This window comes from Sinisalibacter lacisalsi (assembly GCF_014640115.1).
Classification (GTDB): domain Bacteria; phylum Pseudomonadota; class Alphaproteobacteria; order Rhodobacterales; family Rhodobacteraceae; genus Sinisalibacter; species Sinisalibacter lacisalsi.
Genome location: NZ_BMGI01000006.1, coordinates 291,466 through 315,881 on the forward strand (window position 1 = coordinate 291,466; position 24,416 = coordinate 315,881).

General features: G+C 64.9%; 24 protein-coding genes. 12 read left to right on the top strand and 12 right to left on the bottom strand.

Annotated elements, in window-relative coordinates:
• Positions 1 to 63 precede the first annotated feature (63 nt).
• The gene (locus tag IEW01_RS17240; protein WP_188530156.1) at positions 64 to 264 is read right to left on the bottom strand and encodes a YgaP family membrane protein; all 201 of its coding nucleotides are present in this window, start codon (positions 262 to 264) and stop codon (positions 64 to 66) included.
• Positions 265 to 381: 117 nt separating this feature from the next.
• Positions 382 to 849, bottom strand: coding sequence for an Lrp/AsnC family transcriptional regulator (locus IEW01_RS17245; protein WP_188530157.1), 468 nt, complete (start codon positions 847 to 849; stop codon positions 382 to 384).
• A gap of 205 nt (positions 850 to 1,054) precedes the next feature.
• Between IEW01_RS17245 and IEW01_RS17250 the strand changes: the two genes are divergently transcribed.
• From IEW01_RS17250 to IEW01_RS17270, 5 genes are all read left to right on the top strand, one after another.
• Positions 1,055 to 2,455, top strand: coding sequence for an aminotransferase class V-fold PLP-dependent enzyme (locus IEW01_RS17250; protein ID WP_188530159.1), 1,401 nt, complete (start codon positions 1,055 to 1,057; stop codon positions 2,453 to 2,455).
• A gap of 130 nt (positions 2,456 to 2,585) precedes the next feature.
• Entirely contained in the window at positions 2,586 to 3,599 is a 1,014-nt protein-coding gene (gene dctP, locus IEW01_RS17255; RefSeq protein WP_188530161.1) for a TRAP transporter substrate-binding protein DctP, read from the top strand.
• A 9-nt stretch (positions 3,600 to 3,608) separates the two neighbouring features.
• Complete coding sequence (locus IEW01_RS17260) at positions 3,609 to 4,154, top strand: TRAP transporter small permease (RefSeq protein WP_229738331.1); 546 nt, start codon at positions 3,609 to 3,611, stop codon at positions 4,152 to 4,154.
• 3 nt (positions 4,155 to 4,157) lie between these two features.
• Positions 4,158 to 5,447 (top strand): TRAP transporter large permease, encoded by a 1,290-nt coding sequence (locus IEW01_RS17265; RefSeq protein ID WP_188530163.1) that lies wholly within the window; start codon positions 4,158 to 4,160, stop codon positions 5,445 to 5,447.
• Between the two features lie 12 nt (positions 5,448 to 5,459).
• A complete protein-coding gene (locus IEW01_RS17270; protein ID WP_188530165.1) occupies positions 5,460 to 5,864 on the top strand; it encodes an OsmC family protein in 405 nt (134 codons plus the stop codon).
• A gap of 127 nt (positions 5,865 to 5,991) precedes the next feature.
• Here IEW01_RS17270 and IEW01_RS17275 read toward each other — a convergent pair whose 3' ends face one another.
• The 9 genes from IEW01_RS17275 to IEW01_RS17315 form a co-directional block, all read right to left on the bottom strand.
• Positions 5,992 to 7,497, bottom strand: a complete 1,506-nt coding sequence (locus IEW01_RS17275; protein WP_188530167.1) for a sulfatase-like hydrolase/transferase — start codon at positions 7,495 to 7,497, stop codon at positions 5,992 to 5,994.
• Complete coding sequence (gene phnX / locus IEW01_RS17280) at positions 7,484 to 8,269, bottom strand: phosphonoacetaldehyde hydrolase (protein ID WP_188530169.1); 786 nt, start codon at positions 8,267 to 8,269, stop codon at positions 7,484 to 7,486. The genes IEW01_RS17275 and phnX overlap by 14 nt, the downstream gene beginning before the upstream one ends.
• Positions 8,266 to 9,459, bottom strand: coding sequence for a 2-aminoethylphosphonate--pyruvate transaminase (locus tag IEW01_RS17285; RefSeq protein WP_229738332.1), 1,194 nt, complete (start codon positions 9,457 to 9,459; stop codon positions 8,266 to 8,268). The genes phnX and IEW01_RS17285 overlap by 4 nt, the downstream gene beginning before the upstream one ends.
• Positions 9,460 to 9,473: 14 nt before the next feature.
• Positions 9,474 to 10,565 carry an ABC transporter ATP-binding protein gene (locus tag IEW01_RS17290; RefSeq protein ID WP_188530171.1) on the bottom strand — a complete coding sequence of 364 codons (1,092 nt, stop codon included), beginning with the start codon at positions 10,563 to 10,565 and terminating at the stop codon, positions 9,474 to 9,476.
• On the bottom strand, positions 10,562 to 11,563 hold the full coding sequence (locus IEW01_RS17295) for an ABC transporter ATP-binding protein (RefSeq protein ID WP_229738333.1): 1,002 nt from the start codon (positions 11,561 to 11,563) through the stop codon (positions 10,562 to 10,564). Before IEW01_RS17295 ends, IEW01_RS17290 begins: the two co-directional genes overlap by 4 nt.
• Positions 11,564 to 11,567: 4 nt before the next feature.
• Positions 11,568 to 12,719 (bottom strand): ABC transporter permease, encoded by a 1,152-nt coding sequence (locus IEW01_RS17300; protein WP_188530174.1) that lies wholly within the window; start codon positions 12,717 to 12,719, stop codon positions 11,568 to 11,570.
• Between the two features lie 2 nt (positions 12,720 to 12,721).
• Positions 12,722 to 13,714, bottom strand: coding sequence for an ABC transporter permease (locus IEW01_RS17305; protein ID WP_229738334.1), 993 nt, complete (start codon positions 13,712 to 13,714; stop codon positions 12,722 to 12,724).
• A gap of 71 nt (positions 13,715 to 13,785) precedes the next feature.
• Positions 13,786 to 15,849 (bottom strand): ABC transporter substrate-binding protein, encoded by a 2,064-nt coding sequence (locus tag IEW01_RS17310; protein ID WP_188530176.1) that lies wholly within the window; start codon positions 15,847 to 15,849, stop codon positions 13,786 to 13,788.
• 84 nt (positions 15,850 to 15,933) lie between these two features.
• Entirely contained in the window at positions 15,934 to 16,836 is a 903-nt protein-coding gene (locus IEW01_RS17315; protein ID WP_188530178.1) for a LysR substrate-binding domain-containing protein, read from the bottom strand.
• Between the two features lie 202 nt (positions 16,837 to 17,038).
• Here IEW01_RS17315 and IEW01_RS17320 point away from each other — a divergent pair, with 202 nt between their 5' ends.
• From IEW01_RS17320 to IEW01_RS17330, 3 genes are read left to right on the top strand one after another with little or no spacing between them, the layout of a single operon-like run.
• Entirely contained in the window at positions 17,039 to 17,356 is a 318-nt protein-coding gene (locus tag IEW01_RS17320; protein WP_188530180.1) for an ArsR/SmtB family transcription factor, read from the top strand.
• A 55-nt stretch (positions 17,357 to 17,411) separates the two neighbouring features.
• A complete protein-coding gene (locus IEW01_RS17325) occupies positions 17,412 to 18,458 on the top strand; it encodes a permease (RefSeq protein ID WP_188530182.1) in 1,047 nt (348 codons plus the stop codon).
• A 46-nt stretch (positions 18,459 to 18,504) separates the two neighbouring features.
• Complete coding sequence (locus tag IEW01_RS17330) at positions 18,505 to 19,665, top strand: MFS transporter (protein WP_188530184.1); 1,161 nt, start codon at positions 18,505 to 18,507, stop codon at positions 19,663 to 19,665.
• Positions 19,666 to 19,684: 19 nt separating this feature from the next.
• On the opposite strand, the gene IEW01_RS17335 is transcribed toward IEW01_RS17330, so the two are convergent.
• Positions 19,685 to 19,996: an NIPSNAP family protein gene (locus tag IEW01_RS17335; protein WP_188530186.1), complete on the bottom strand. Its 312-nt coding sequence runs from the start codon at positions 19,994 to 19,996 to the stop codon at positions 19,685 to 19,687.
• 188 nt (positions 19,997 to 20,184) lie between these two features.
• Between IEW01_RS17335 and IEW01_RS17340 the strand changes: the two genes are divergently transcribed.
• The 4 genes from IEW01_RS17340 (at position 20,185) to IEW01_RS17355 (ending at position 24,408) form a co-directional block, all read left to right on the top strand.
• The gene (locus tag IEW01_RS17340) at positions 20,185 to 20,877 is read left to right on the top strand and encodes a TetR/AcrR family transcriptional regulator (RefSeq protein WP_188530188.1); all 693 of its coding nucleotides are present in this window, start codon (positions 20,185 to 20,187) and stop codon (positions 20,875 to 20,877) included.
• 232 nt (positions 20,878 to 21,109) lie between these two features.
• Complete coding sequence (locus IEW01_RS17345) at positions 21,110 to 22,438, top strand: extracellular solute-binding protein (RefSeq protein ID WP_229738335.1); 1,329 nt, start codon at positions 21,110 to 21,112, stop codon at positions 22,436 to 22,438.
• Between the two features lie 84 nt (positions 22,439 to 22,522).
• Complete coding sequence (locus tag IEW01_RS17350) at positions 22,523 to 23,443, top strand: carbohydrate ABC transporter permease (RefSeq protein ID WP_229738336.1); 921 nt, start codon at positions 22,523 to 22,525, stop codon at positions 23,441 to 23,443.
• A 2-nt stretch (positions 23,444 to 23,445) separates the two neighbouring features.
• Positions 23,446 to 24,408 carry a carbohydrate ABC transporter permease gene (locus IEW01_RS17355; RefSeq protein WP_188530191.1) on the top strand — a complete coding sequence of 321 codons (963 nt, stop codon included), beginning with the start codon at positions 23,446 to 23,448 and terminating at the stop codon, positions 24,406 to 24,408.
• Positions 24,409 to 24,416 lie beyond the last annotated feature (8 nt).

The following is a 24,416-nucleotide window of genomic DNA, read 5'->3' on the forward strand; positions in this document are numbered from 1 at the left end:
AGTGACTAGCGCGCGGTGGACCGGTTGTCGTTGACACCGGTCAAGCCGTGGCCGGTTGCGGGTTCAGAACGCCTTGCCCTCGTCCACCCCGAGCTTGCGGAACACCCAGGCCGCCGGGCAGAGCCCGGTTAAGGCCGATTGCAGCATGTTCAGCCCGATGAACACGGTGAACCACATCCAGAGCGGGTGGACCCAGACGGTGAGCGCGACGCTCAGCAGGGTCATCAAGCCGGCAAAGGCCAGCACGGCACGGTCGAGGGTCATGGCATGTCTCCTTGAATTCGCGGGCGCCCGCGGCCCGCAACCGGTTCATCCTGCGATCGCTTCGGTGAGACGTCCTTGATTTGGCGCAAGCAGGAGGCCCCGCGCCGCGCCTTCGTTTCAGCCGATGTCGAGAAGATTGGGCAATCGGTTGTCGAGCATGGTTTCCATAGAGAAATAGCCCGTCACCCGCTCCAGTTCCGCCCCCGTCGTCAGGCGGCGGTAGACCGAGTCGTAGCCCGCCATGCCACGGGTGATGATCTTCAGCATGTAATCCCATTCGCCGCCGATGCGGTGCATCTCCACCACCTCCGGGATGCGGGAAACGTGGTCACGAAAGACCTCGGCCCATTCCATCGAGTGGTTGCGGGTCTGCACCATGACGAAGACGGTCAGGTCATAGCCCATCGCGGGCAGGTTGATCCTGGCCTGGCTGCCGAGGATCAGCCCGTCGGCCTCCAGCCGCTTGAGCCGCCGCCAGAGGGCGTTTTGCGACAGCCCGACCCGGTCGGCCAGTTCCCGCTGCGAAAGCGAGGCATCGCCGTGCAGGGCGCAGAGGATCTTGCGGTCAATTCTGTCAGCACTCATCGGCCCCTCCAGCGCATCACCGGCGGCGGGGATCAGCATGACACACCATCCAGCACCGATGCGATATTTTGATCGAACTTTATCCCATTTTACAAATCAAACACACCATCTTTTCCCATTCAGTCCAAGTTTTTTGTGAGTTTTTCCCGCCGATTCCGCGCTAGAAAGGCGAGACGAATCCCGGCAACAGGAAAACGGAACGCCCATGTCTGCGAGCACTGCGCCCCTTGAAAGGTTCGAAGCCGCGTTGCGCGCCGAGCCCGATCCGATCGGCGCGCTGCGCAATGGGCTGGTCGGCCACGATGCCCGGATCGAAACGCCCTCGGGTCCACGCAAGCTGGTCTATGCCGATTACGTGGCCTCCGGGCGGGCGCTGAAACAGATCGAGAGTTTCATGCTCGACGAGGTTCTGCCGTTCTACGCCAACAGCCACACCGAAAGCTCGTTCTGCGGCGCCTTCACCACCGGCCTGCGCGAGGCCGCACGCGCCACCATCGCCCGGGCCTGCGGCGCGCGCGCCGAGGACCACGCGGTGATCTTCTCGGGCAGCGGCGCAACGGCCGGGCTCAACCAGCTCGTGCACCTGCTCGGCGTGCCCGATGCGCTCGCGCACGGCGAGCCGGTGCGGGTGTTTACCGGCCCCTACGAACACCATTCCAACATCCTGCCGTGGCGCGAAAGCGGCGCCGAGGTCGAGACCATCGGCGAGGCGCCCGAGGGCGGGCCCGATCTCGCGGCGCTGGAGGCAAAACTGGCACAGCACGAAGGCTCGGGCCGGATCATCGTCGCGATGAGCGCGGCCTCGAACGTCACCGGAATCCTCGCCGACGTGCCCGCCACCACCGCGCTGGTGAAGCGCTACGGCGCGACGATGATCTGGGATTATGCCGCCGGCGCGCCCTATCTTCCGATGACGATGTCCCCCCCGGGCAGCGAGATCGACGGCATCGTGTTTTCGGCCCACAAGTTCATCGGCGGGCCGGGCGCCAGCGGCGTGATGATCCTGCGCCGCGACGCGGTGCGCGCCACCCGCCCCTACCGAACCGGCGGCGGCACCGTGGCCTTCGTGAACGACGACCAGCACGATTATCTCGCCGAGATCGAGCACCGCGAAGAGGGCGGCACGCCGAACATCCTCGGTGATATCCGCGCGGCGCTGGTGCTGATCGTGAAGGATGTGATCGGGCAGGAGGTGATCGACGCGCGCAACCGCGAATTGGCCGACCGTGCCTTCGCGGCCTGGAGCAACGATCCCAGCATCGGCCTGCTGGCGCCGCAACACCGCAACCGGCTGCCGATCTTTTCCTTCGTTCCCCGCGCCGATCTCGGCGTCGACCCGGCCGATTTCACCCGCGCGCTCTCGCAAGTGCATGGCATTCAGGCCCGGGGCGGATGCGCCTGCGCGGGACCCTATGCCCACCACCTGCTGCGGATAGACCCGGCCCGGTCGGCGATCCTGCGCGAACGCATCCTCGCCGGGCACGACGAAGAAAAACCCGGTTTCGTGCGATTGAATTTCAGTGTGCTGATGACAGAAGATACGGTGAACGAGATTCTCGAATCCGTATCGACCCTTGCGAAGTCCTGGGAGGTGCGCGCAGCCTGACCGATGAAACGACCGGCTCCGCGATCGCGCAGGTTCCGGTTGACGTGATGAACCGAGAGATTGCGGGCGCTTAACGACCCGGAATTTCCAAAAACCAGGGGCAATCGGCCCGACCAACAGGAGTGACCCGATGAAGAACAGCTTCCGAACCACCGCATTGAGCCTTGCCCTGACCGGCATCGCGGCCGTGCCCGCGTCCGCCGAGGAATGGCGCCTCAACAACTTCCTGCCCGAGACCCGGCCCGAGTCGGCGCAGATCGAACAGTTCACCGCCGACGTGAACGCGGCGCTGGCCGACAAGGATTTCACCCTCACCCACTACCCCGGCGGCTCGCTCGGGATCAAGAACACCGACCTGTTGCGCGTTCTGCCCAAGGGCGCGGTGGAGATGAGCCTGATGTGGTCGAACTACCTCGGCCGCGACGCACCGGCGCTCAGCTCGGTCTTCGTGCAGGGGGCGATCAGCACGGTCGAAGAGCTCAAGGCGGTTCTGCCCGTGGCACAGGAGATCTACACCGAGGAATACAACGACTGGGGCGTGACCACGGTTGGCTTCGTCGCCATCCCGACGCTCTCGGTCTCGGTGTTCTGCGCCGACAAGCCGGTGAACTCGCTTGAAGACCTCAACGGCGTGAAGCTGCGGGTCTGGGCGCGTGAGCAGGTGGAAACTTTCACCAACCTCGGGGTTTCCGCGCAGATCATCCCGCAGGAGGAAACCTACGTCGCGCTCAAGACCGGCGTTGTCGATTGCGCGCTCTACCCGGCGCTCTATGCCCACACGATCTCGCTGCAAGAGGTGACGAGCTATGCCTCGTTCCTCTACCCGATGGCCTCCGCGCCCTATTCGCTCGGCGTTGCCACCGACAAGTGGGAAGCCACCGATCCCGAGATCCGCGAAGCCATCGTCACCGCCGCCGACGCGCTCTGGGAGCGCACCAACCAGTACGACAAGGATTTCGAACTCGAGCTCGCCGCGCGTGAAAAACTCTCCGAGATGGGTGTGACCTGGGGCGAAGACTTCCCCGAGTCCGACCGTGCCCTGTTCCTCGACGCGGTGTCGGAAACCTGGGCGATGCTGGCCGAAGAAGCCGGCGGCAACGCGATGGACTACCGCCAGCGTGTTCTCACCGCGCTCGGACGCTGATCCGCGCCGATGCGTGCTGCACGCAAATACTTCGCGCAAGGGCTGGAGGTTCTGGCCCTTGCGATGGCCCTGCTCGCGTCGCTCGCCATGGTCGGGATCGTCGCGATCATCGTCACCGGCGTCACGATGCGCCGTTTCTTCAACACGCCCTTGCACATCACCGAAGATGTCGTCGGGCTGATGCTGAGCGCGGTGCTGTTTCTCGGCCTGCCGCTGGTTACCTTCCGCTCGCAGCACGTGAGGGTTTCGATCGTCGCCGAGGCACTGAAGGCACGGTTCGATACCGCCATGCGCATCGCCGCGATGCTGGTGGGGGTGCTGTTCTTCGGCTGGATCCTGCTCGAGAGCATCCCCTGGTTCGAATTCGCCTGGAAACGCGGGCTGAAAACCGAGACCGCGCGGCTCCTGCTCTATCCCTGGATGGCGGTTCTGCCACTGTCGATCGGGCTGACCTGGGTAATCTACCTGGCCCGGCTCCTCGGCCTCCTCGACGCCGAACGCCACGGCAAGCTCGAAGAGCTGCCCACCATCGCGCCCGCGCAGAAGGACGGCTGACGAATGCTCTGGGCAAACCTGATCGGGATCATGGTCGCCACCGCCTCGACCGGGGTGGCGCTCGGCGCGGCGCTCGGGTTGACCGGGCTGGTGCTCTTGCAAGTCTATTCGAACGGCGCGACATCGCTTGCCGTCGACGCGATCTGGAGCGTGTTCAATTCCTTCACCCTCAGCGCGGTGCCGCTGTTCATCCTGCTGGGCGAAATCCTTCTGCGCAGCGGCGTCAGCAGCCGGGCCTATACGGCCCTGGCACCGGTATTTCGCCGGGTGCCCGGCGGGCTTCTGCACACCAACATCGCCGTTTGCACCCTGTTCGGCGCGGTCAGCGGATCCAGCCTGTCGACCGCCGCCGCGGTCGGCTCGGTCGCCTACCCCGAGATGACGAAACGCGGCTACGACAAGGACATGATCGTGGGCAGCCTCGCCGGCGGCGGCACGCTCGGGCTCCTGATCCCGCCCAGCCTTTCGTTCCTGATTTTCGGCGCCCTGACCGAAACCTCGATCGGCCGGCTCTTCGTCGCCGGGATCCTCCCCGGGCTGATGATCGGTGCCATGTTCATGGCCTATATCTTCGTGCGGTCGCTGCGAAATCCGCAGCTCGCACCGCATGACACGAGCCGCCAATCGCTCGGCGCGATCATTGTCGGCTTCGGCCAGGTCTGGCCCCTGCTGGTTCTGGTTCTCGCGGTGATCGGCAGCATCATCGGCGGCATCGCCACCCCGACCGAGGCCGCCGGCATCGGCGTGGTGCTGGCCGCGATCATCTCGTCGATCTGGGGGGATCTGACCCTTCGCAAGCTGCTCGACGCGATCTTCCATTCCACGTTGCTGTTCGCCGCCATCGGCTTCGTGGTGCTCGGCGCCACCATCCTGGCCCAATCGGTGAGCATTCTCGGCGTCCCCCAGCAGATCCTCAACGTGGTCGCCGACAGCGGGCTGGACCGTTACAGCATCCTGCTGATCGTGGTGCTGGTCTACCTGATCCTCGGCTGCTTCTTCGACGGTCTCTCGCTGATGATCATGACCCTGCCGGTGGTCTTCCCCCTGCTCACCGGGCTCGGCTTCGATCCGATCTGGATCGGCGTGCTGATCACCATCGTGATCGAGATCGGCCAGGTCACTCCCCCTGTCGGGCTGAACCTCTCGGTGCTCGCCAGCCTCACCAACAACGAGATCAGCCTCGGCCGCGTGGCCAAGGCAACGGTGCCCTATTGGGGGATCCACCTGTTCGCCGTGGTGGTGCTCACGGCCTTCCCGATCATCGCGCTGTTCCTTCCCAACCTGCTGTTCTGACGAGGCATCGACATGGCCGCCACCTTCAAGCCCAAGCGTTTCCCGCCCGTTTTCGTGTTCGACGATGGCGCGGGGGGCACCACATTCGCCACCAGCGAGACCGGCGAAAGACACAGCCACCCGCCGAACGACAAGCCGGTTCTCACTCTTCTGGCCGCTGTCAGCCAATGCCTTCAGGTATCGCTCCGCATGGTGGCAAAGCACGAAGGCGTCACGCTGCCGGCGTTCGACGTCTCCGCCGGCGGCGAAAAGGCGATCGACATGCCCGGGCGCCTGCAATCCATCCACTGCTTGATCCGCGGCGATCTTGCCGACGATCCGGAGGAGGCGCAGCGGTTGGTGGCTCAGGCCAAGGAGATCTGCACCGTGAGCAACACGCTGAACTGCGAGATCACGCTGGAGTGGGCGCGCGCCTGATCCGGTTCGCCGGTCGCGCGTTGCCCCGCACCGACCCCGGATAGCCGCACACCACAGCCGCCCCGGTGCGCGACCTTGTGCGACGGGATGAAAACTCGGCACTCACGCACCGGCGACAAGCCGCCTTTCACGCACCAAACTGGAACCGCGTAAGGCGCTGGTCGGCACGGGTCATCCGCAAATCCAGCATCCGCGCGCGCATCGCCGCGATCTGCCTCTCCGCCGCCGCGTCGCCGGAAAGGTCGATCCGCTCCTCCGGGTCCGAATTGCGGTCGAACAACATCGGCGGGACGCCACCGTTGAAGTGCACGCAGGTCCAGCGCGCATCGCGCAGGATCGCGGCGTTGGCCTCGTTCGGCGCCAGGCCCAGCGCGCGCTGGAAGCGCGAGGGCTGCCGGGCATCGCCAAGGTCGATCTCGGTGAACACGCTCCGCGGGGCGGCCCCCTCTCCTGCAAGCAGCGACTGCAGCGGCACGCCGTCCATCGCCGGCGGCACCGCGCCGCCCAGCGCGGTCAGGATCGTGGGGGCGATATCCACGCTCGACACCATGTGCTCGACGGCCTGCCCCGCATCGACGCCGGGCGCGCGGATGATCAGCGGAATGTGATGCGCAGGCGCCAGCACGTTGTCCTTGCCCCAGAAGCCCTGGTCGCCCAGCATCTCGCCATGATCGGCCATGACGATCAGCACCGTGCGTTCGGCCTGGCCGGTGTTGTCGAGCCAGTCGAGCAGGCGGCCGAGGTGATGATCCAGTTCCGCCACAAGGCCGAGGTAGACCGCGCGCAGGGCCTGCGCCGTTTCCGGCTGCATTCCCGCGCAATCGCCGTCGAACCCCCACCAAAGGCCGTTCGACGCGGGCTGCGAGAACCACGCTTCGCGAAACGGGTGCGCCGCGCCCGGCGCCACCGTCGCCGGCAGCGCGGCAGGATCGACCAGCCGGTTATAGGGCGCGGGCGCCACCAGCGGCGGGTGCGGACGAATATAGGTTACATGCGCCGTCCAGGTCGTGTCGCGCCGCGCATCGAGCGCCTCCAGCGTGCGGTCGGTGAGGAACGCGGTGTCGCTGTCGGCTGCGCTATAAAGCGCGGGGTCGTCGATGCGGGGTTCCCCGCCCTCTGACGCGACCGGGCGATACAACTCATACCACCGTTCCGGTAGCGGCTCGGGCAGATCATAGCCCCGCCCGCGCAGGTGGCCGATCCAGGCCAGCGGGTTTTCGAACCGCATTTCGACGATCTCGCGAAAGCCCGGCGCGGGCAATTCGTAAGTCTGGAAGTCGGGGTCGTTGAGGTCACGCCCGGTGGGGTCGGGCGTGATGTCGTTATAGCCGAAGAGCAAAGGCTCGCGCCCGAGTTTGCGCAGTTCGGTGCCGAGCGTGGCGTGGTGGCGCGCCAGCGGTGTGCCGTTGCGGATGGCCCGGTGATTGAAGGCGTAAAGCCCCGTGAGCAGCGAGGCGCGCGACGGTCCGCACGGCACCGTCGCCGTGTAGCAGTTAAGAAACGTCGTGCCGCCAGCCCGAAGCCGGTCGAGGTTGCGCGTGGGGGCGTAGCCATGCAGACGCCCCGACACCACATCCGCCCGCAGTTGGTCGAGCGTGACGAAAAGAAGGTTCAGATCCTCAGGCCTCGGCATCCAACCGCTCCAGAAGCGCCGGCAGATCGGCCACGGTATCTATCACGTGATCGGCGCCCGCTGCCCTCAAGGCCTCCGCCGCGCGCCGACGCAGGCGATCCACCTCCGCCTCCGGCAGCGCGGCCAGTTCGTCGACCGTGAGGCCCACGTGGTTGCCCGAAAGCGCCACTCCCACGGTCACGCAGCCCGCCGCCACCCCTTCGGCGATACCGGGTTCGGTGTCGTCTACCTTGACCACCGATTGCGGCGGGTAGACCTGCAGGTCGATGAAGCATTTGTACATGCCCAGGGGCCCAGGACGGCCCTCGGGCAGGTCATCGGCGCAGACCAGATTGTCGGGGGCATAGCCCTGCTCGGCCGCGACCGGCAGGACGCGCTCCATGATCGAGCGCACGTAGCCGGTGGTCGAGCCGATCTTCACCCCTTTGGCGCGCAAGCCGTCGACCACCTCTTTCGCACCAGGCACCAGCGTGGCGTAGCGCGTGACCACCTCTTCGTTCATCGGCACGAAAACCTTGTAGACCTCGTCCACATCGGCGTCGGTCGGGGCGTGGCCGTAATTCGCCTGCCATTGCGCGGCAATCTCGGCATCGTCCATCATCGCCCGGATGTGATCCCATTTCGGCATCCCCATCGGCGCGCGGGCCTGCGCCACGGTCGTCTCGATCCCGAAGCGCCTGAACGCCTCGACAAATACGCCCATCGGCGCGAAGGAACCGAAATCGATCATCGTGCCGGCCCAGTCGAAGACAACGGCTTTGAAACGTCTCATGCTTTAACCTCTTCCAGAAAACGCGCGCGCTCATCCAGCGCGGATTGGGGCGGGGCGGCGGAAACCACACCCATGTCGGCCAGCGTCTCGCCGATGGCGGACAGGACCGCGTCGATCACCGACCCATCAAGACGGCCGATGGTGCCGATACGGAAACTCTCCACCACCGTCAGTTTGCCGGGATACAGGACAAAGCCCCGCGCCTTGAGCCTGTCGTAGAAATCGGGGAAGGCAAAAGCCGGATCGGCGGGGCAGAAGAAGGTGGCGATGATGGGGGAAAGCCACGCGTCGGCCAGAAGCGTCTCGAACCCCAGCTCGCGCATGCCGCGCACCAGCCTGTCGCGATTGGCGGCGTAGCGCGCGCCACGGGCCGCAACGCCGCCTTCCGCCTCATGCTCGCGCAGGGCCTGCAAGAAGGCCGCCACGACATGGGTGGGGGGCGTGTAGCGCCACTGGCCCGACCCCTCCATCTCGGCCCATTGGGCGTGGGCGTCGAGGCTGAGGGAATGGGCGTTGCCTGCCGCAGCCTCCAGAACCTCTCTGCGGCACAGCATGAAGCCGAAACCCGGCACACCCTCGATGCACTTGTTGGACGAACTCACCAGCGCGTCGAAAGCGATCTCGGACGGGGGCACCGGCACGGCCCCGAAGGCCGACATGGAATCGATCAGCAGGCGGCGGCCGGCGGCGGCCGTCGCTTCGGCGATCTCCGCCAAGGGGTTGAGGATACCCGAGGACGTTTCGCAATGAATCGCGACAACGTGGGTGACCGCCGGGTCGGCGTCGAGAATGGCCGCAACCTCGGCCCCGCGCGGCGGCAGGTAGTCACCCTTGTCGAGCACTCGGAAGGCGCGGCCCATCACCGCAAGTGATCTTGCCGCGCGTAGGCCGTAGGCGCCGTTCGCCAGCACCAGCGCCTTGCCATCCCGCGGAATGAGCGTGCCCAGCATCGACTCGACGCAATAGCTGCCCGAGCCCTGCATCGGCACACATTCGTATGACGCGCCCCCCGGCCCCAGCATCGCGACGAGGCGGGCGCGCACCTCGGCCGTCATGGCGCGGAAATCGGTGTCCCAGCTCCCCCAATCCCTCAGCATCGCCTCCTTCACCGCGAAGGAGGTCGACAGTGGCCCGGGCGTCAGCAGCCACGGCTCCCCCATGCGGGGCGCTTCGATCTTCACATGCGTCACTTTGTTTTCTCCGGTCAGGCGATGGTGCGCGAGAAATCCATCTCGTCGACAAAATGGCAGGCGACGTAATGCTCCGGTGCCACCTGTCGCCACTGTGGCTCCTCGGCACTGCATTTCGGGCGCGCAAAACGGCAGCGGGTGTGAAACCGGCAACCCGGCGGCGCGGCGGCGGGATTGGGAATTTCGCCCTCCAGCCGCTCGGGGCGGAACTCGATATCCGGATCAGCCTGCGGCACCGCCGTCAGGAGCGCGTGGGTATAGGGATGGCGCGGGTTGAAGAACAACGCCTCGGTCGGCGCGTATTCAACGAACTTGCCGACATACATCACCGCCACCCGGTGGCTGATCTGCGCCACCACGCTCAGATCATGCGCGATGAACAGAAAGGAAACCCCCATCTCCTCCTGCAAGTCCTTCAAAAGATTTATGATCTCGGCCTGGATCGAAACGTCGAGCGCGGAGACGCTCTCATCGCAGACGACGAAATCGGGGCGTGCCACCAGCGCGCGGGCGATGCAGATCCGCTGCCGCTGCCCGCCCGAGAAGGCGTGCGGAAAGCGCCGAAGATGTTCGAGGTTCAACTTGCAGCGCGCGGCGATCTCGCGCACCCGGGCGTCGATCTGCTTCCGGTCGGTCATCAGGCCGGCAGCCACCAGCGGCTCGGCGATGATGTCGCGCACCGTCATGCGGGGGTTGAGGCTGCTGTAAGGGTCCTGGAACACAAGGCTCATGCGGGGGCGAAAGGCGCGCAGCGCCGCGCCACCCAACGTCGCCAGATCCAGCCCGCCCTCGCGGAACACCATCTGAAGCTTGCCGCGCACCTTGGCGATCTCGTCCTTTCGGGCGTGGGCGAGGTCCAGATCGCCGGTTTCGCCGTGATAGAGAACGCGCCCGCCCGACGGTTCGAGGGCGCGCAGGATCGCGCGGCCCACCGTGGTTTTGCCCGAGCCGGATTCGCCCACCAGCCCGACGGTTTCGCCGTGCTTGATGTCGAAGCTCACATCATCGACGGCGCGCAGCTTTTTCGCCGCGCCGCTGAAAAGGCCCCTGCGCCCGATCTCGAAGGTCACCTCGAGATTCTGCACTTCGATCAGCGTGTCGGTCATGTCGCGGTCCTTTCGGGATAATGCCGATGACAGCGCACCATGCGCCCTCCCCCCAAATCGGTGACCGGCGGGGTCTTGGTGGCGCAAAGCCCGTCGATGGCGTCCGAGCAGCGGGTGCGGAACGAACAGCCGGTGGGCCGAGCCGAGGGGCTGGGGATCTCGCCCGGCACCGTGTGCAGCCGGTGTTCCAGCCTGTCGAGCCGCGGGATCGCCGCGATCAGATCGCGGGTGTAGGGATGGGCCGGGGTCTGCAGAACGTCACGCACCGGCCCCTGCTCGACGATGGTGCCGAGATACATCACGGCAACGTCCTGCGCGATCTGCGCGATCACGCCGAGGTCATGGGTGATGAAGATCATCGCCATGCCGAGCTCACGTTGCAGGTCGTGCATCAGGTCCAGCACCTGGGCCTGGATCGTGACATCCAGCGCGGTGGTGGGTTCATCGGCGATCAGCAGGCGCGGCTCGGCCGACAGCGCAAGCGCGATCATGCAGCGCTGCCGCATCCCGCCCGACAATTCGTGCGGATATTGATCTATGCGGGCTGACGGGTTCGAGATGCCGACCTTGCTCAAGGTCTCGACCGCCAGTTCACGCGCCTTGGCGCCCTTCAGCCCCCTGTGCAGGCGGATCGTTTCCATGATCTGGTTGCCGATGGTGTAGACCGGCGAAAAGCTCGCCATCGGTTCCTGGAAGATCATCCCGATCTCGCCACCGCGCAGGCGGCGCAGCGCCCGGCTTCCCGGGCGCAGCTTTTCGATCTCGATCGTTTCGCCCCGCTTGTCGACAAAGGTCATGCGCGTGTTTGCCGACAGCCGGGCGGAGTTGGGCAGAAGGCGCATCAGCGCCTTGGTCGACACCGACTTGCCCGAACCGCTCTCGCCCACAATGCCGAGGGTGCGCCCGGCGTCGAGCCCGAACTGCACGCCCTCCACCGGGGTGATCATGCCCTCGTCGGTGCGAAACGACACGGAAAGGTTTTCGACCCGCAGCATCATGGCGTCACCCGCTTTGCCCGTATGGGTCGGCCGCATCGCGCAGACCATCGCCCACCACGGTGAACGCCAGCACCGCGATCACCACGAACCCGGCAGGGATGAACAACCAGGGCGCCTGCTCGATCACCTGGATCGACTGCGCCTGTTGCAGCATCACACCCCAGCTCACCGCGGGCGGGCGCAGCCCCAGCCCGACGAAGGACAGCGCCGTTTCCGACAGGATCATGTAGGGAAACGAGATCACCAGATCGACGATGATGAAACTGGTGAAACTGGGCAGCATGTGGTTGGCGATGATCCGCCCCGGCCGCGCGCCGGCCAGTTCCGCGGCCAGCACGTAATCCTCGCCGCGGATCGACAACAGCTGGCTTCGGATCCTTCGCGCCAGCGTCGGCCAGCCGAAAAGCCCGAGGATCAGCGTCATCGCGAAATAGACCTGCGTTGACGACCATTCCTTGGGCATCGCCGCCGCAAGGCCCATGTAGAGCGGAATGATCGGGATCACCCGCACCACTTCGGTCACGCGCTGGATCGCACTATCGATCAGCCCGCCGAAATAGCCCGCCACCCCGCCGATGGTCAGCGCCAGCACGAACGAGATCAGCACGCCCAGAACCCCGATCGAAAGCGAGGTTCGCGTGGCGAAGAGCGTGCGCGAAAACACGTCGCGCCCCAGCGTGTCGGTGCCCCAGAGGTGCAGTTTCTCGCCGTCCTCCAACCCGAAAAAGCGGGTCTGGCTGGGGATCAGGCCCATGAGTTTCGTCGGTTCCGCCGGCACGAAGAAATGCACATAGCGGCGCGTTTCGGGATCGGGACGGGCCACCGCGCGCAGGGTGACCGGATCGCGCACCGTGCTGGTGCCATGCACGAAGGGGCGCAGCGAACAGCCGTTGTGATCACAGAACATCGGCAGTTGCGGCGGGCCCGAAACGTATGTGCGGTCGCGATCGGTCGGGCCGTATGGCGCGAAGAACTCGGCGAAGATGCCGAGGAACATCATCAACCCGAGGATCGCGGCCGCCACCATCGCGGCGCGATGGCGGCGAAAACGCCACCAGATCAACGTCCACTGGCTTGCCGCGTAATATCGTTCACGACGTTCGCGTTCGCGCCGCTCGGTGCGGGTTTCGGGGCGAGGATCTTCAGTTGCAGACATCTTCAGCCTCCCAGCCGGATACGTGGATCGAGCCACGCCAGAAGAAGGTCGGAGAGGAAGTTCATCACCACGATCACGACCGTCAGAAGCAGCAGGATCGCCCCGGCCACGTTCATGTCGAGGTCGAGGAAGGATTTCAGCAGCAGGTCGCCAAGCTCGGTCAGGCCCAGAACCGCCGCCACGATCGGCAGTTCCGAGAAGATCCGGTTCACGTCGAACCCGATGGTCGACGCGATCGGGTTGATCGCCAGCCGGGCCGGGTATTTCAGCAAGAGCCGCCCCTCGGGCACACCACGGGCGCGGGCGGCGGTGACGCTCAGCTTGCCGATTTCGTCCGACATCGTCGCCCGCACGGTCTGGATCTGATAGGCCATCGCCGACCAGGCCAGCACGAAGGCCGGCAGCCACATGTGCTTGACCAGATCCCAGAACTTGGCCAGCGACCAAGGCGCATCGGCGTATTCGGCGCTGAACAATCCGCCCACGGCGGCGCCGAACCATGAATTGGCGAAGTAGAGCAGCACCAGCGCCAGAAGGAAATTGGGCAACGCGAGGCCAAGGTAGGAGAAAACCGTCAGCCCGTAGTCGACGGCAGATCCACGGCGGACAGCGGCGAAGATGCCGATGGGAATCGAAACCACGTAGGTGATGATCAGGGTGACCAGCAGCAGCCCGAGCGTTAGCCACGCCTTCTCGCCGATGATCGAATTGACGGAGGTTTCAAAGGCGTAGGCCTGCCCGAAGTCGCCGCGCAGGATGATGCCGCCGATCCAGTCGAAATAGCGCAGGATCGCGGCCTTATCGAGCCCGAGCTCGGCCCGGATCGCGGCAACGTCGGCCTCGGTGATGGTCAGGCCGGTGCCGGAATACTTTCGAAAGGCGTAGCGGTCGGCGTAATCGCCCGGCGGCAGTTCCATGATGACGAACACCATGATCGACACGAGAAAAAGTGTCACCGCCATGCCGATGGCGCGCTCGGTCAGGAACCGGAGCATGGGTCAGCCCCCCGGATAGTCATGAAAAGGCCCGCCCCCGAAGCTTGCGGGGGCGGGCCGGGATCAACGGTTCATTCGGCCTTCAGGAACCACTGCTGCGGACGGTAAGGATAGGTCCAGTAGAAGTCGTAGGTCTTGGCCGTGAGCGGTTGCAGGTTGGCAAGATCGTTGCGGTAGACGTAGGGCGAGGGGATCCCCGCCACGACGCCGATCTTGAGCAGGTTGTCGGCGTGAATGTCGATGATCTCCGCGCCGATACGGTCACTCTCGGCGCTGCCCAGCGGCTGCTTGAGGAAGTCTTCGGCGAGATCCCACAGCTTCTTGATATCCGCCGGCGGTTCGATGCCCTCGGCGCCATCGGAGTTCATCCAGTTGACCCATTCATAGCCGCCGCCGGGGTTGAAGAAATCGCCGAACGGCGGCACCAGCATGGTCGCATCCTGGCTGATGAACGGGCCGGTGATACCGTCGTTCTTCCAGATGAAGACATCGACGTCGTTGCCGTTGCCCTGCGCGCGGTATTCGTCGGAAGTGACTTCGCGGATGTCCACCTGAAGGCCCAGGTCGGCCCAATAGCCGCGGGTCAGCTCGTGCAGCTGCACCGGGCTCCCCTGGCTGGCGAAGACGATGCGCACCGTCAGCGGCTTGCCGTCGGGGCGCTGACGAATGCCATTCGCGTCCCGCGTCAAGCCCATCTCGTCGAGCAGGGCATTGGCGGCATCGGGGTCGTGCTCGATGAACTGGGTGAGGTGCTCATCGGTGACGAAGTTCACCGTCGCGGCCTCGGCCGGCACGGCCTGCGCCGGCGTGCCCTGCCCCAGGTAGACGATTTCCTTGATCTCTTCCCGGTCGATCCCCAGCGACATCGCCTGGCTGAACCGCACGTCCGAGAATATCTCGGCAAGCACCGGGTCCTTGTGATTCCGGTTGAAGCTGTAGAACACCGTTTCGCCCAGGGTCGGCGCCAGCTCGGCGGTATAGTTACCCTTGGCTTCGTTTTCCTTGAGCAGCGGGAAATCGTTGAGTTCCATCGCCTGCTGCTTCCAGACCACCTCGCCATTCAGGATCCGCAGGTTCACCACCTCGCGCTCGGGCACGTAGTCTTCACGGATCTCGGGGATGTAGGGCAGCTGATTGCCGGCGGTGTCGACCATGTGGAAATAGGGGTTGGCGACGAGGCGGCGGCCTTCGGAATTTTCACGCACGACGATGTGCGATTCCAGCGTCGGCACGGCGGCCTTGCCGATGGCTTCGGCCTTGGACATGTCCTTCATCATTGCCGAGGGCACGTCCTTCCAGTCCGAATTGCCATAGTAGAAGTTCACGGCCTCGGCTTCGGTCTCAAATCCGTGCTGCTCACGCAGCGCGGCGGCGTCGGCGTTATACCTGTCCATGAACTGGCCGAGGAAATGCCTGGGCTGGAAGGTCTGGCCATAATCAACGGCCCAGCGGTTCAGCAGGTTCGGCTGGGGCGCCGGGAAGGAGAAACGCACCGTCACCTCGTCGACGGCCTCGACCTTGGCAGGCTCGCCCTCGAAGAGCCAGCGATCGGGCGTTTTTTCGGTGATCGCCGGGTTGGTGATGATGTCGTTATACCAGAACGCCACGTCCTCGGCGGTGAACGGCGCACCGTCCGACCACTTGTGTCCCTTGCGCAGGGTGAAGGTCAGCTGGGTGAAGTCGTCGTTCCACTCCCATGCCTTGGCGACGTTCGGAACGATGGTTTTCAGGTCGTCGGAATAGCGCACGAGGTTGACGTGCCGCACCGACAGAATATCGGAGGTGCCCGATTCCGTTCCGCGCGACAGGCCGGTCACAACACCGCCATAGCTGCCGATCTCGGCATAGGGGGCGACGACCAGCGGCTCGGCCGGCAGGCGCTCGGCCACCGGCGGCAGATCGGGGTTGCCCATGATGCGGGCGTTCAGATCGGCGATCTCGGGGTTTTCCTGAAAGGCAAGGTCGCAGCTCGCCGCCGCTTCCAGCTCGGCCAGTTCGAACTGTTGCGGGAAGGCGGGCGAAAGGCCCTGCATGTCGGCAACCGTGACAGCCGGGCAATCCGCCGCGGCGGCGGCTCCGGCAATCAGGCTCAGGGATGCGCCAAGCATAAGGCGCGCGCGGATGGTCGTGGTCATGGCAGACTCCCGTTGTCTCGATACGGGCAGACCATCGACAGCAATTGTAACACCTCAGTGAAAAAGAAAAACTATATATAAACCCTATAGTTTCGCCGGGGTCGACTTGCTCAAATGGGCCCGAGCAAGATCAAAGAACGCCCTGACCGGCGCCAACCCGGCCATTTCCGGCAGGCAGGCAAGATAATGTCCCACCTCCAGAGCCGGATCGCGAATCGGCACGGCGGCAACCTGCGGATCGTCGGGGTCGATTTCGCCTTCCATCGCGACGCCAAGGCCGATGCCCGCGATCACCGCCGCGCGCATCGATTCCCACGACCCCAGATCAAGCACGTGCCGCACCCGCGCACCGGCGGCGACCGCAGCGGCGTCGAACATCATGCGCGTGCCCGAACTGGGCTCCCGCCGGATCAGGCCCAGCCGCGCGATATCGTCCCAGCCAAGCGGATCGCCGTGGCTCAGCGGGTGATCTCGGCGCGCCATCAGGATGATCCGCTCCCGCCGCAACTCAAGCGAATGTAACGCTGGATCGGGGCGGCTGATCGTGATGAACACCGCCTCGACTTCGCCGGCATGCAGCAGGCGCAGAAGATCGCCCGTGGCCTGCGACCGCGCCTCGACCCGCAGCCCCGGATAGGTGGTGATGAAGTCCGACAACAGCGGCATGACGAATTGATGCGTCGAATAGCCGATCGAAAGGCGACCGGCTTCGAGCGTGCTGGTGCGATCGAGCGTCGTCTCGATCTCCGACATCAGCGCCAGCGCCGCACGCATCCGCGGCAGCAGCGCGTGCGAAACCGCGTTGGGGATCAGCCGATGCCCTTCTCGCTGGAACAGGCGCAGGGCGTAACGGTCTTCGATCTGGCGCAACTGCGCCGAAACCGTGGGTTGGCTCACCCCGAGGTCGCGGGCCGCCGCCCCGACCCCGCCCGCGCGGCACAGCGCCTCGAGCACCCGGATTTGCGTCAATGTCAGGTTCTTCGTCATCGCCTCTAGCCCCCTTCCTCCGCGCTGCGCCGATCGGCGACAGAGCGTCATCCTGCGCATTTCAATCCATGCATCGCGGATCAGCGCAAGACCACCAGGATTCGTCCGGCGCGCTCACCCCCAGGAGGCCGCTTGTCACCAAACCCGGCCAGTCCGCGCATCGAATCATTTACAAAACTAGAATTGCGGTTATGTTTTTCCCATGACAACGACCAGCCCTAACGCCCGCGCGCTCGCCGCCCTTGGCCACGATGCACGGCTTTCGATCTTCCGCCTCCTCGTCAAGGCAGGCGACGAGGGCCTGAGGGTGAGTGACATCGGCGAGCACCTCGGGCTCGCCCCGTCCACGCTCGCGCATCACCTGTCAACGCTGGTCGATGCCGGGCTCGTGTTGCAGGACAAGCAGGGGCGCGAGGTCTTCAACCGGGTCGATTACCCGGCCATGCGCGGCGTCGTGAACTTCCTGACGTCCGAATGCTGCGCCGGGGTCTCGTTCCCGCTTGCGGAGGATGTGGCGTGAGGCATGGCACCGATTTTTCTTGCCTTGAAATAACTATAATGCCGGAGATTTGGTAATGACTGACACCACCCTTTCCACGCCGGGCTTCCGGTCTGTTCTGCGGCGCCTCTGGCAAGACCAGCGTGTCTGGCTCGCGTCGGCCCTGATCCTGCTGGCTCTGGCGGTGTTCGACCCGGCACAATCCGCCCAAAGCGCGCGCTTCGCCGGCGGTGCGCTCCTGCACACCGCGCCCTACCTGGTGTTGTCGATCGCCATCGCGGCCTGGGCCGGCGCCACGGGGGCCGACAATCTGATCGCAAAAGCCTTCACCGGCGCCCCGCTCCTGATGATCGCGCTCGGCGCCCTCGCCGGCGGCATCTCGCCGTTCTGCTCCTGCGGGGTCATCCCGCTGATCGCCGCGCTGCTGGCGATGGGCGTGCCGCTCTCGGCGGTCATGGCCTTCTGGCTCGCCTCGCCGATCATGGACCCCTCGATGTTCGTGCTGACCGCCGGTGTGCTCGATCTGGAATTCGCCATCGCCAAAACGCTCGCCGCAATCGGGCTTGGCGTGTTCGGTGGCCTCGTCGTGCACACGCTTTCGCGCGGCGGGGCGCTGGCCCACCCGCTGCGGGAAGGCATCGGCGATGGCGGCTGCGGCGGCGCCACGGTGCGCGCGCCGAAGCCCGTGGCCTGGCGCTTCTGGGCCGAGCCCGAGCGCCGCGCGAAGTTTGGCAAGACGGCCCTCAACACCAGCCTTTTCCTCGCCAAGTGGCTGACGCTGGCCTTCATCCTCGAAAGCCTGATGCTGGCATGGATCCCGACCGAAACGGTGACGGCATCGCTCGGCGGCGAGGGGCTCTTGCCGATCCTCACCGCAACGCTGGTGGGTGTGCCCGCCTATCTCAACGGCTATGCCGCGCTGCCGCTGGTGGGCGGGCTGATCGAACAGGGCATGGCGCCCGGCGCGGGCATGGCCTTTCTCATCGCCGGGGGCGTGACCTCGATCCCCGCGGCCATGGCGGTCTGGGCGCTGGCCCGGCCCCCGGTCTTCGCCCTCTACATCGCCCTGTCTCTTTCGGGCGCTTTCTCCATCGGGCTCCTGTTTCAACTCTGGAGCATGTGATGACCGGAGCCAAAGCCCCCCGCGCCGCCGCCGAGGATTGCCACGCATGATACCAAGGCTCTCGGCGGGGCAGCGCGGCCCCGTCATCGCCGCCCTCGGCACCGCGCAGACGGTGGGCTGGGCGTCGAGTTACTACATCCCGGCGGTTCTGGCCGTGCCGATGGCGCAGGACCTCGGGCTTTCGCCGGTCTGGGTCTTCGCGGCCTTCTCGATGGCGATGGTGGTCTCCGCCATGGTCGGCCCCGCGGCCGGGGCCCGGATAGACAGGCTGGGCGGGCGCGGCGTTCTGATGCTGTCGAACCTCGTCTTCGCGACAGGACTCGGGTTGCTCGCCGCGGCCCCCTCGCCGGTCATTCTCTTCGCCGGCTGGGCGATCATCGGTCTGGGCATGGGGATCGGTCTCTACGAGGCCGGGTTTGCCACGCTGGCGGGGATCTACGGCCGCGCCGCGCGCGGGCCGATCACAGGCATCACGCTGATCGCCGGATTTGCCAGCACCATAGGCTGGCCCTTGTCTGGCCTGATGCTGGCAACGTGGGGATGGCGCGAGGCCTGCCTTGGCTGGGCGCTGATCCACCTCGCCCTCGCCCTGCCGCTGAACGCCGTGCTGCCCCGGGCCACCGAAAAGCTCACCCGCGCGCCAACCCCGATCGAGGAAGGCCCGCCACCGCCGCGATTGGCGCTCGTGCTACTGGCCTTTGTCTTCGCGGCGACATGGTTCAACGCCACCGCCATGGCCGCCCACCTCCCCGGCCTGTTGCAGGCGGCCGGGGCCACCACGACCGTGGCCATCGCCGCTGGCGCGCTGATCGGCCCGGCGCAGGTGGCGGCGCGTTTTCTGGAGTTCGGCCTTTTTCGACGGGTCCATCCCCTCGCCTCCACACGCCTCGCCGCCTCGGCGCATCCGCTGGCGGCCGTCGCGCTGGTGGTCTTCGGCGGACCTGCCGCCTACGCTTTCGCGATCCTGCACGGCGCGGGCAACGGCATCCTGACGATCGCGAAGGGCACGTTGCCGCTCGCCCTGTTCGGTGCCGAAGGCTACGGGCAGCGGCTCGGCTGGCTGAACGCGCCCGCCCGCATCCTGCAAGCGGCCGCACCCCTGATCTTCGGGGCCGCGCTGACCGCGTGGGGGCTTTCCGCGATCTGGCTGACGGCGGGGATCGGCCTGGCGGCCCTGGCGGCGTTGCTGGTTCTCAGGCGCACCTGAGGCCCGATCCGCCGCGCGATCATGCGTGCGGCGAGAACGGCGCCGGGTTGAGAAACATGCTTTCCTGGTATTCGAGGAAAGGCAGGATTCTCGGAACGAATGCCTGCCATTCCGGGTCTGCGCCGAGCTTGCCGCGCTGCGTTGCCCGGTGTTCGTAACTGTCGTAGCCCCAGATGAACACGATCGAGTTGAGCGGCCCGCTCTCGGTCACCCAGCAGCCGATCAGCGTGGCGTATTTCGAGATGATGCCAAGCCCCTCCTTCTCGTAGATCGCGAGAAACTCGGCGGCCTTGCCGGCGGTGATCCGGTATGTGCGATGTTCGTAAATCATGTCTTCCCCACTTCTGGACATCGGGTCGGTCGAACCGGACCGTATCGGGACCGAAACCGCCTCGCAACAATTAAGTCGTCACCTGACGACCTATTGTTTTCCTTTCCTTGGCGCTGGGATTGTTATCTATTCACAGAACCCCCGGCACCGGATGATCACGCAAACGATACGAGAAGAAGGCCAAGTCCATGAAGGCAAAGTCTGACGCCCTTCGCAAACGAACCAGGAAGAACGGCCCCGAGGCCGAAGGCGGGACGACGACGCGCTTGCCGCACGCCGAGCGCAAGGCGCAGATCCTCGAAATCGCATCGGATTTCTTTGCCGATTACGGCCTGACGGCGCAGACGCGGCGTCTCGCCGAGGAATGCGGCATTTCCCAGCGCCTGCTCTATCGTTTCTTCCCGACCAAGGAGGATCTGGTCGCGGAGGTTTACCGCAAGGAAATCGTGGGCGCCTTCAAGGCGGTCTGGTTCGTCGAACTGCAGGACCGTTCGCGCAGCATGGAAGACCGTTTAAGCCATTTCTACGAGGATTACACGGAACAGACGCTTACGCGTAAGTGGTTGCGATTGTTCATGTATGCCTCGCTTTCCGAGTCTTCGATGGCGCCGGACTACATTTCGAGCATCATCACCCAGCTGCTGGAGGTGATCATGTCGGAGACCGCTGCCGAGTGCGGGGTCGAGCTGCCAGACGACCGGGATGTCATCCGGGAAATGGGATGGACGCTGCACGGCGCGATCTCGCACTACGCGATTCGCCGGCATCTCTACCACGCGAGCCAGGCCGTGCCGCTCAAGCGGGTGGTGAAGATCCAGGTTCGGCTGTTTCTCAATGGCTTTGCCGACATGGTGCAAAGCGCGGCCGAAGAAACCGGGTGACCGAGGCGGCCTGCCGTTTGCCTCGCCCGTGCGCAACATGCGCGCGCTTTGCTCAACGATTGAGCGGAAATTTTTCCCAAACCTTCCAAAGTCGTCAATTGACGACAATTTGAATCGTCGCTACCGTCGCCCCCGCTGGCAATCTTGACCCTTGGGCGGGCCGGCCTGCGTTGACCCGCGAACAAGGGCACACGCATGAAAAACAAAAACGACCAACAGAGAGGAACTGACCATGTCGACACGAAAAATGGTTCACTTGGGGCGGCGCGATTTCCTGCGCACCTCGGCCGCGGCCGGCGCGATGGCTCTCGCCGGTCCTGCGCGCATGGCAATGGCGCAAGGCGCTCCCCTGACGATGCACACCTGGTCGGCGGCCGTCGATACCGTGCAAAGCCACCTCAATGCCTTCCAGGAAGAGACGGGCATTCAGGTCAACTACGGCAACTCGCCCTGGGCGCAGTATCGCGAGGGCATGGTCACCAAGTTTGTCGGCGGAGCCCCCCTCGACATGATGTGGGTCTCTGACTCGTGGCTGCCCGAATGGGTCGAGGCGGGCTGGATCGCGCCGATCGACGATTTCGACTTCCTGATGAAATACAACGCCGAAGCCGAAGACTTCTCGACCGACTCGATGACCTACAAGGGCCGGCAATACGGCCTGACCTACTACACCGATTACATGGCGTTCTTCTACGACGAGGAGAAGGTGAAGGAGGCCGGGTTCGATGCGCCGCCGACGACCTGGGAAGAGGTGGTCGAGCAATCGCTGGTGATGAAGGAAAAGGGCATTTCGGAATACCCGATGATGCTGGCGATGGCACAGGAGAGCTGGCTGATCGAGTTCATGTCGTCGCTGGTGTTCTCGCACGGCGGCCACTTCACCGACGACAACGGCGATTCCGTGATGCAGAACGCCGACGGCGGCGCGGTGCAGGCCCTGCAGTGGGTGGTCGACGCGGTGAACAAGCACGGCATCATCTCGCCGGCCTGTGTCGAAACCGGCGAGCTTTCGGGGCTCAAGGCCTTCGCCTCGGGCAACCATGCCTTCGCGATGGTGGCCAAGTACCGCCTGCGCATGCTGAACGATCCCGAGCAATCGCAGATCGCCGGCCGCGTCAAACAGGCGATGATGCCGATGGGGCCGGACGGCGATCACTCGACCGTTGGCTGGATGCGGTTCCACGGCATGTCGTCGCAGGCTGCGCAAGACCCGAAGCGCGCCGAAGACACCGCCCGCCTGATCGAGTGGTTCGGCGGCAAGGCGAATGGCGAATACAAGTTCCAGAAGCTCCTGTTCCTCGATATCGGCGCGGGCTTCGGTGTGAAACCGCTGTTCGACGATCCCGACATCCAGGCCGCCTACGATCAATACGGCGACGTCGAGATCATCAAGGCCCAGCAGGCGATCGCGCGCAAGAAAGACGTGATCACGCCGTGGTTCGGCGAGTGGAACGAGGCCAACGGCACCGCCTGGCAGCAGGCCATCCTCGGCAATTCCGATGTTGCTTCGGCGCTCGCGAAATCCGGCGAAACCTGGGACGAGCTGAAGTCCGAATACTGATCAAGACGCCGCTGCGGCGCGGGCCCACCAGCCCGCGCCGCCCCTTGGCTCGGCCCAGACGGGCCCAACAGACGGATTATCACATTGGCCAATACCGCTATCCACAAAGCCACGCGGCGCTCGCTTCTGGACCGTTACGGATACGAAGAGCGCAGCGCCGTTCTCTTCCTCGCACCGGTCATGCTTGTGTTGATGTCGGTGGCCGTGTTTCCGATCCTGTACTCGTTCTACCTCAGCTTCTTCCGAATGAAGCTGACCCGGCCCAACAACCAGCCGTTCATCTGGTTCGAGAATTATTCCGACCTGCTCACCAACGAGCTGTTCTGGGTTTCGGTGAGCCGCACGGTCGTGTTCACGCTCATCTCGGTGAGCGCCATCGCCGTGATCGCGCTGTTGGTCGCCCTCCTGTTGAACCAGGAGTTCAAGGGCCGCCGCGTGCTCAGCACGATAATTCTCATTCCATGGGCCATTCCCTACGTCGCCAACGCGCTGATGTGGAAATGGATCTACGATTCGGGCTATGGCGCGCTGAACGGGGCGCTCTACCAACTCGACTTCATCGACAAATACATGGTCTGGCTCGGTGACCAGGACAAAACCCTGCCACTGATCGCGAATGCCTTCGTCTGGAAGGAAGTGCCACTCGCCGCGATCCTCCTCCTCGTCTCGCTCAAGGCGATCCCGGCCGACCTCTACCAGGCCGCGCGCGTCGATGGCGCCACGGTGTGGCAGCGCTTCATCCACATCACGCTCCCGGCGATGAAACCCGGCTTCATGCTTGTGATGATCTATGAAACGATGATGGCGATCCGCCACTTTGACCTGTTCTTCATCCTCACCGAAGGCGGGCCGGGCGACGCGTCGCACGTGCTGTCGTGGCACATCTACGTCGAAACCTTCCGCAACCTCTCGTTCGGAAGCGGTGCGGCGATGTCCTACCTGCTCGCCCTCGCAACCTTCGCGCTCTCCTACTTCTTCATTCGCACGCTCGGGCGGAGGATCTGATCATGGCGAACAGCATCGAAACCATCGACACCAACATCGACTACCGCCGCCGCCAGCGACTGGGGCGCCTGGGCCATAAAGCCGTGATCCTGTTCGGCGCGCTGCTCCTGGCGTTCTACGCCCTCGCGCCGATCTCGTGGCTGGTATCGTCCTCGCTCCAGACCGAGGCCGAGATCGTCTCGGTGCCGCCGCACTGGATCCCCGACGAGCCGACGCTGCAGAATTTCAGGGCCATCTTCAGCGCCGGCGAAGACGAACCCGTCACCTACGAAACCCGCAGCGGCGCCGATCCGGTTTCGGGCGGGTTCATCCCGTCATCCGCGAGCAGCCTGCTGCCGTCGATGTGGAACAGCACCATCGTGGCCACCCTGGTGGTGATCCTGAACCTTCTCGTCGGCGTGCCCGCCGCCTATGCCATCGCCAAGATCCGCTACTGGGGCCGCAACGCCTCGATGTATTTCATCCTGATCACGCGGGTGATCCCCGATATCGCGCTGGTGGTGCCGTTCTTCCTGGTGATCCGCAAACTCGGGATGCTCGACACGATCGGCTCGCTGGTGATCACCTATCTTGCCGTCACGGTTCCGTTCACCGTGTTCATCCTCGTTCAGTTCTTCGAAGGCTTGCCCGATGAACTCGACAAGGCCGCACGCGTCGACGGCTGCTCGCGCTTCCAGGCAATGGTGCGGGTGTTCCTGCCGCTTTCCCTGCCCTCGCTTGTCGCGGTGGTGCTCTTCACCTTCCTGACCAGCTGGAACGAGTTTCTTCTGGCGCTGATGTTCACCCAGACGGAGGCGTCGCAGACCCTGCCGATCCTCCTGGCATCGTTCACCTCCGATTTCACGGTGAGCTTCTCGTTCCTCAACGCCGCGGGCGTCCTGGCCATCGTGCCGCCAGTGATCGTCGCAATCATCTTCGAACGCTACATCGTGTCGGGCCTGACGGCCGGTGCGGTGAAAGGTTAAAACAGGAG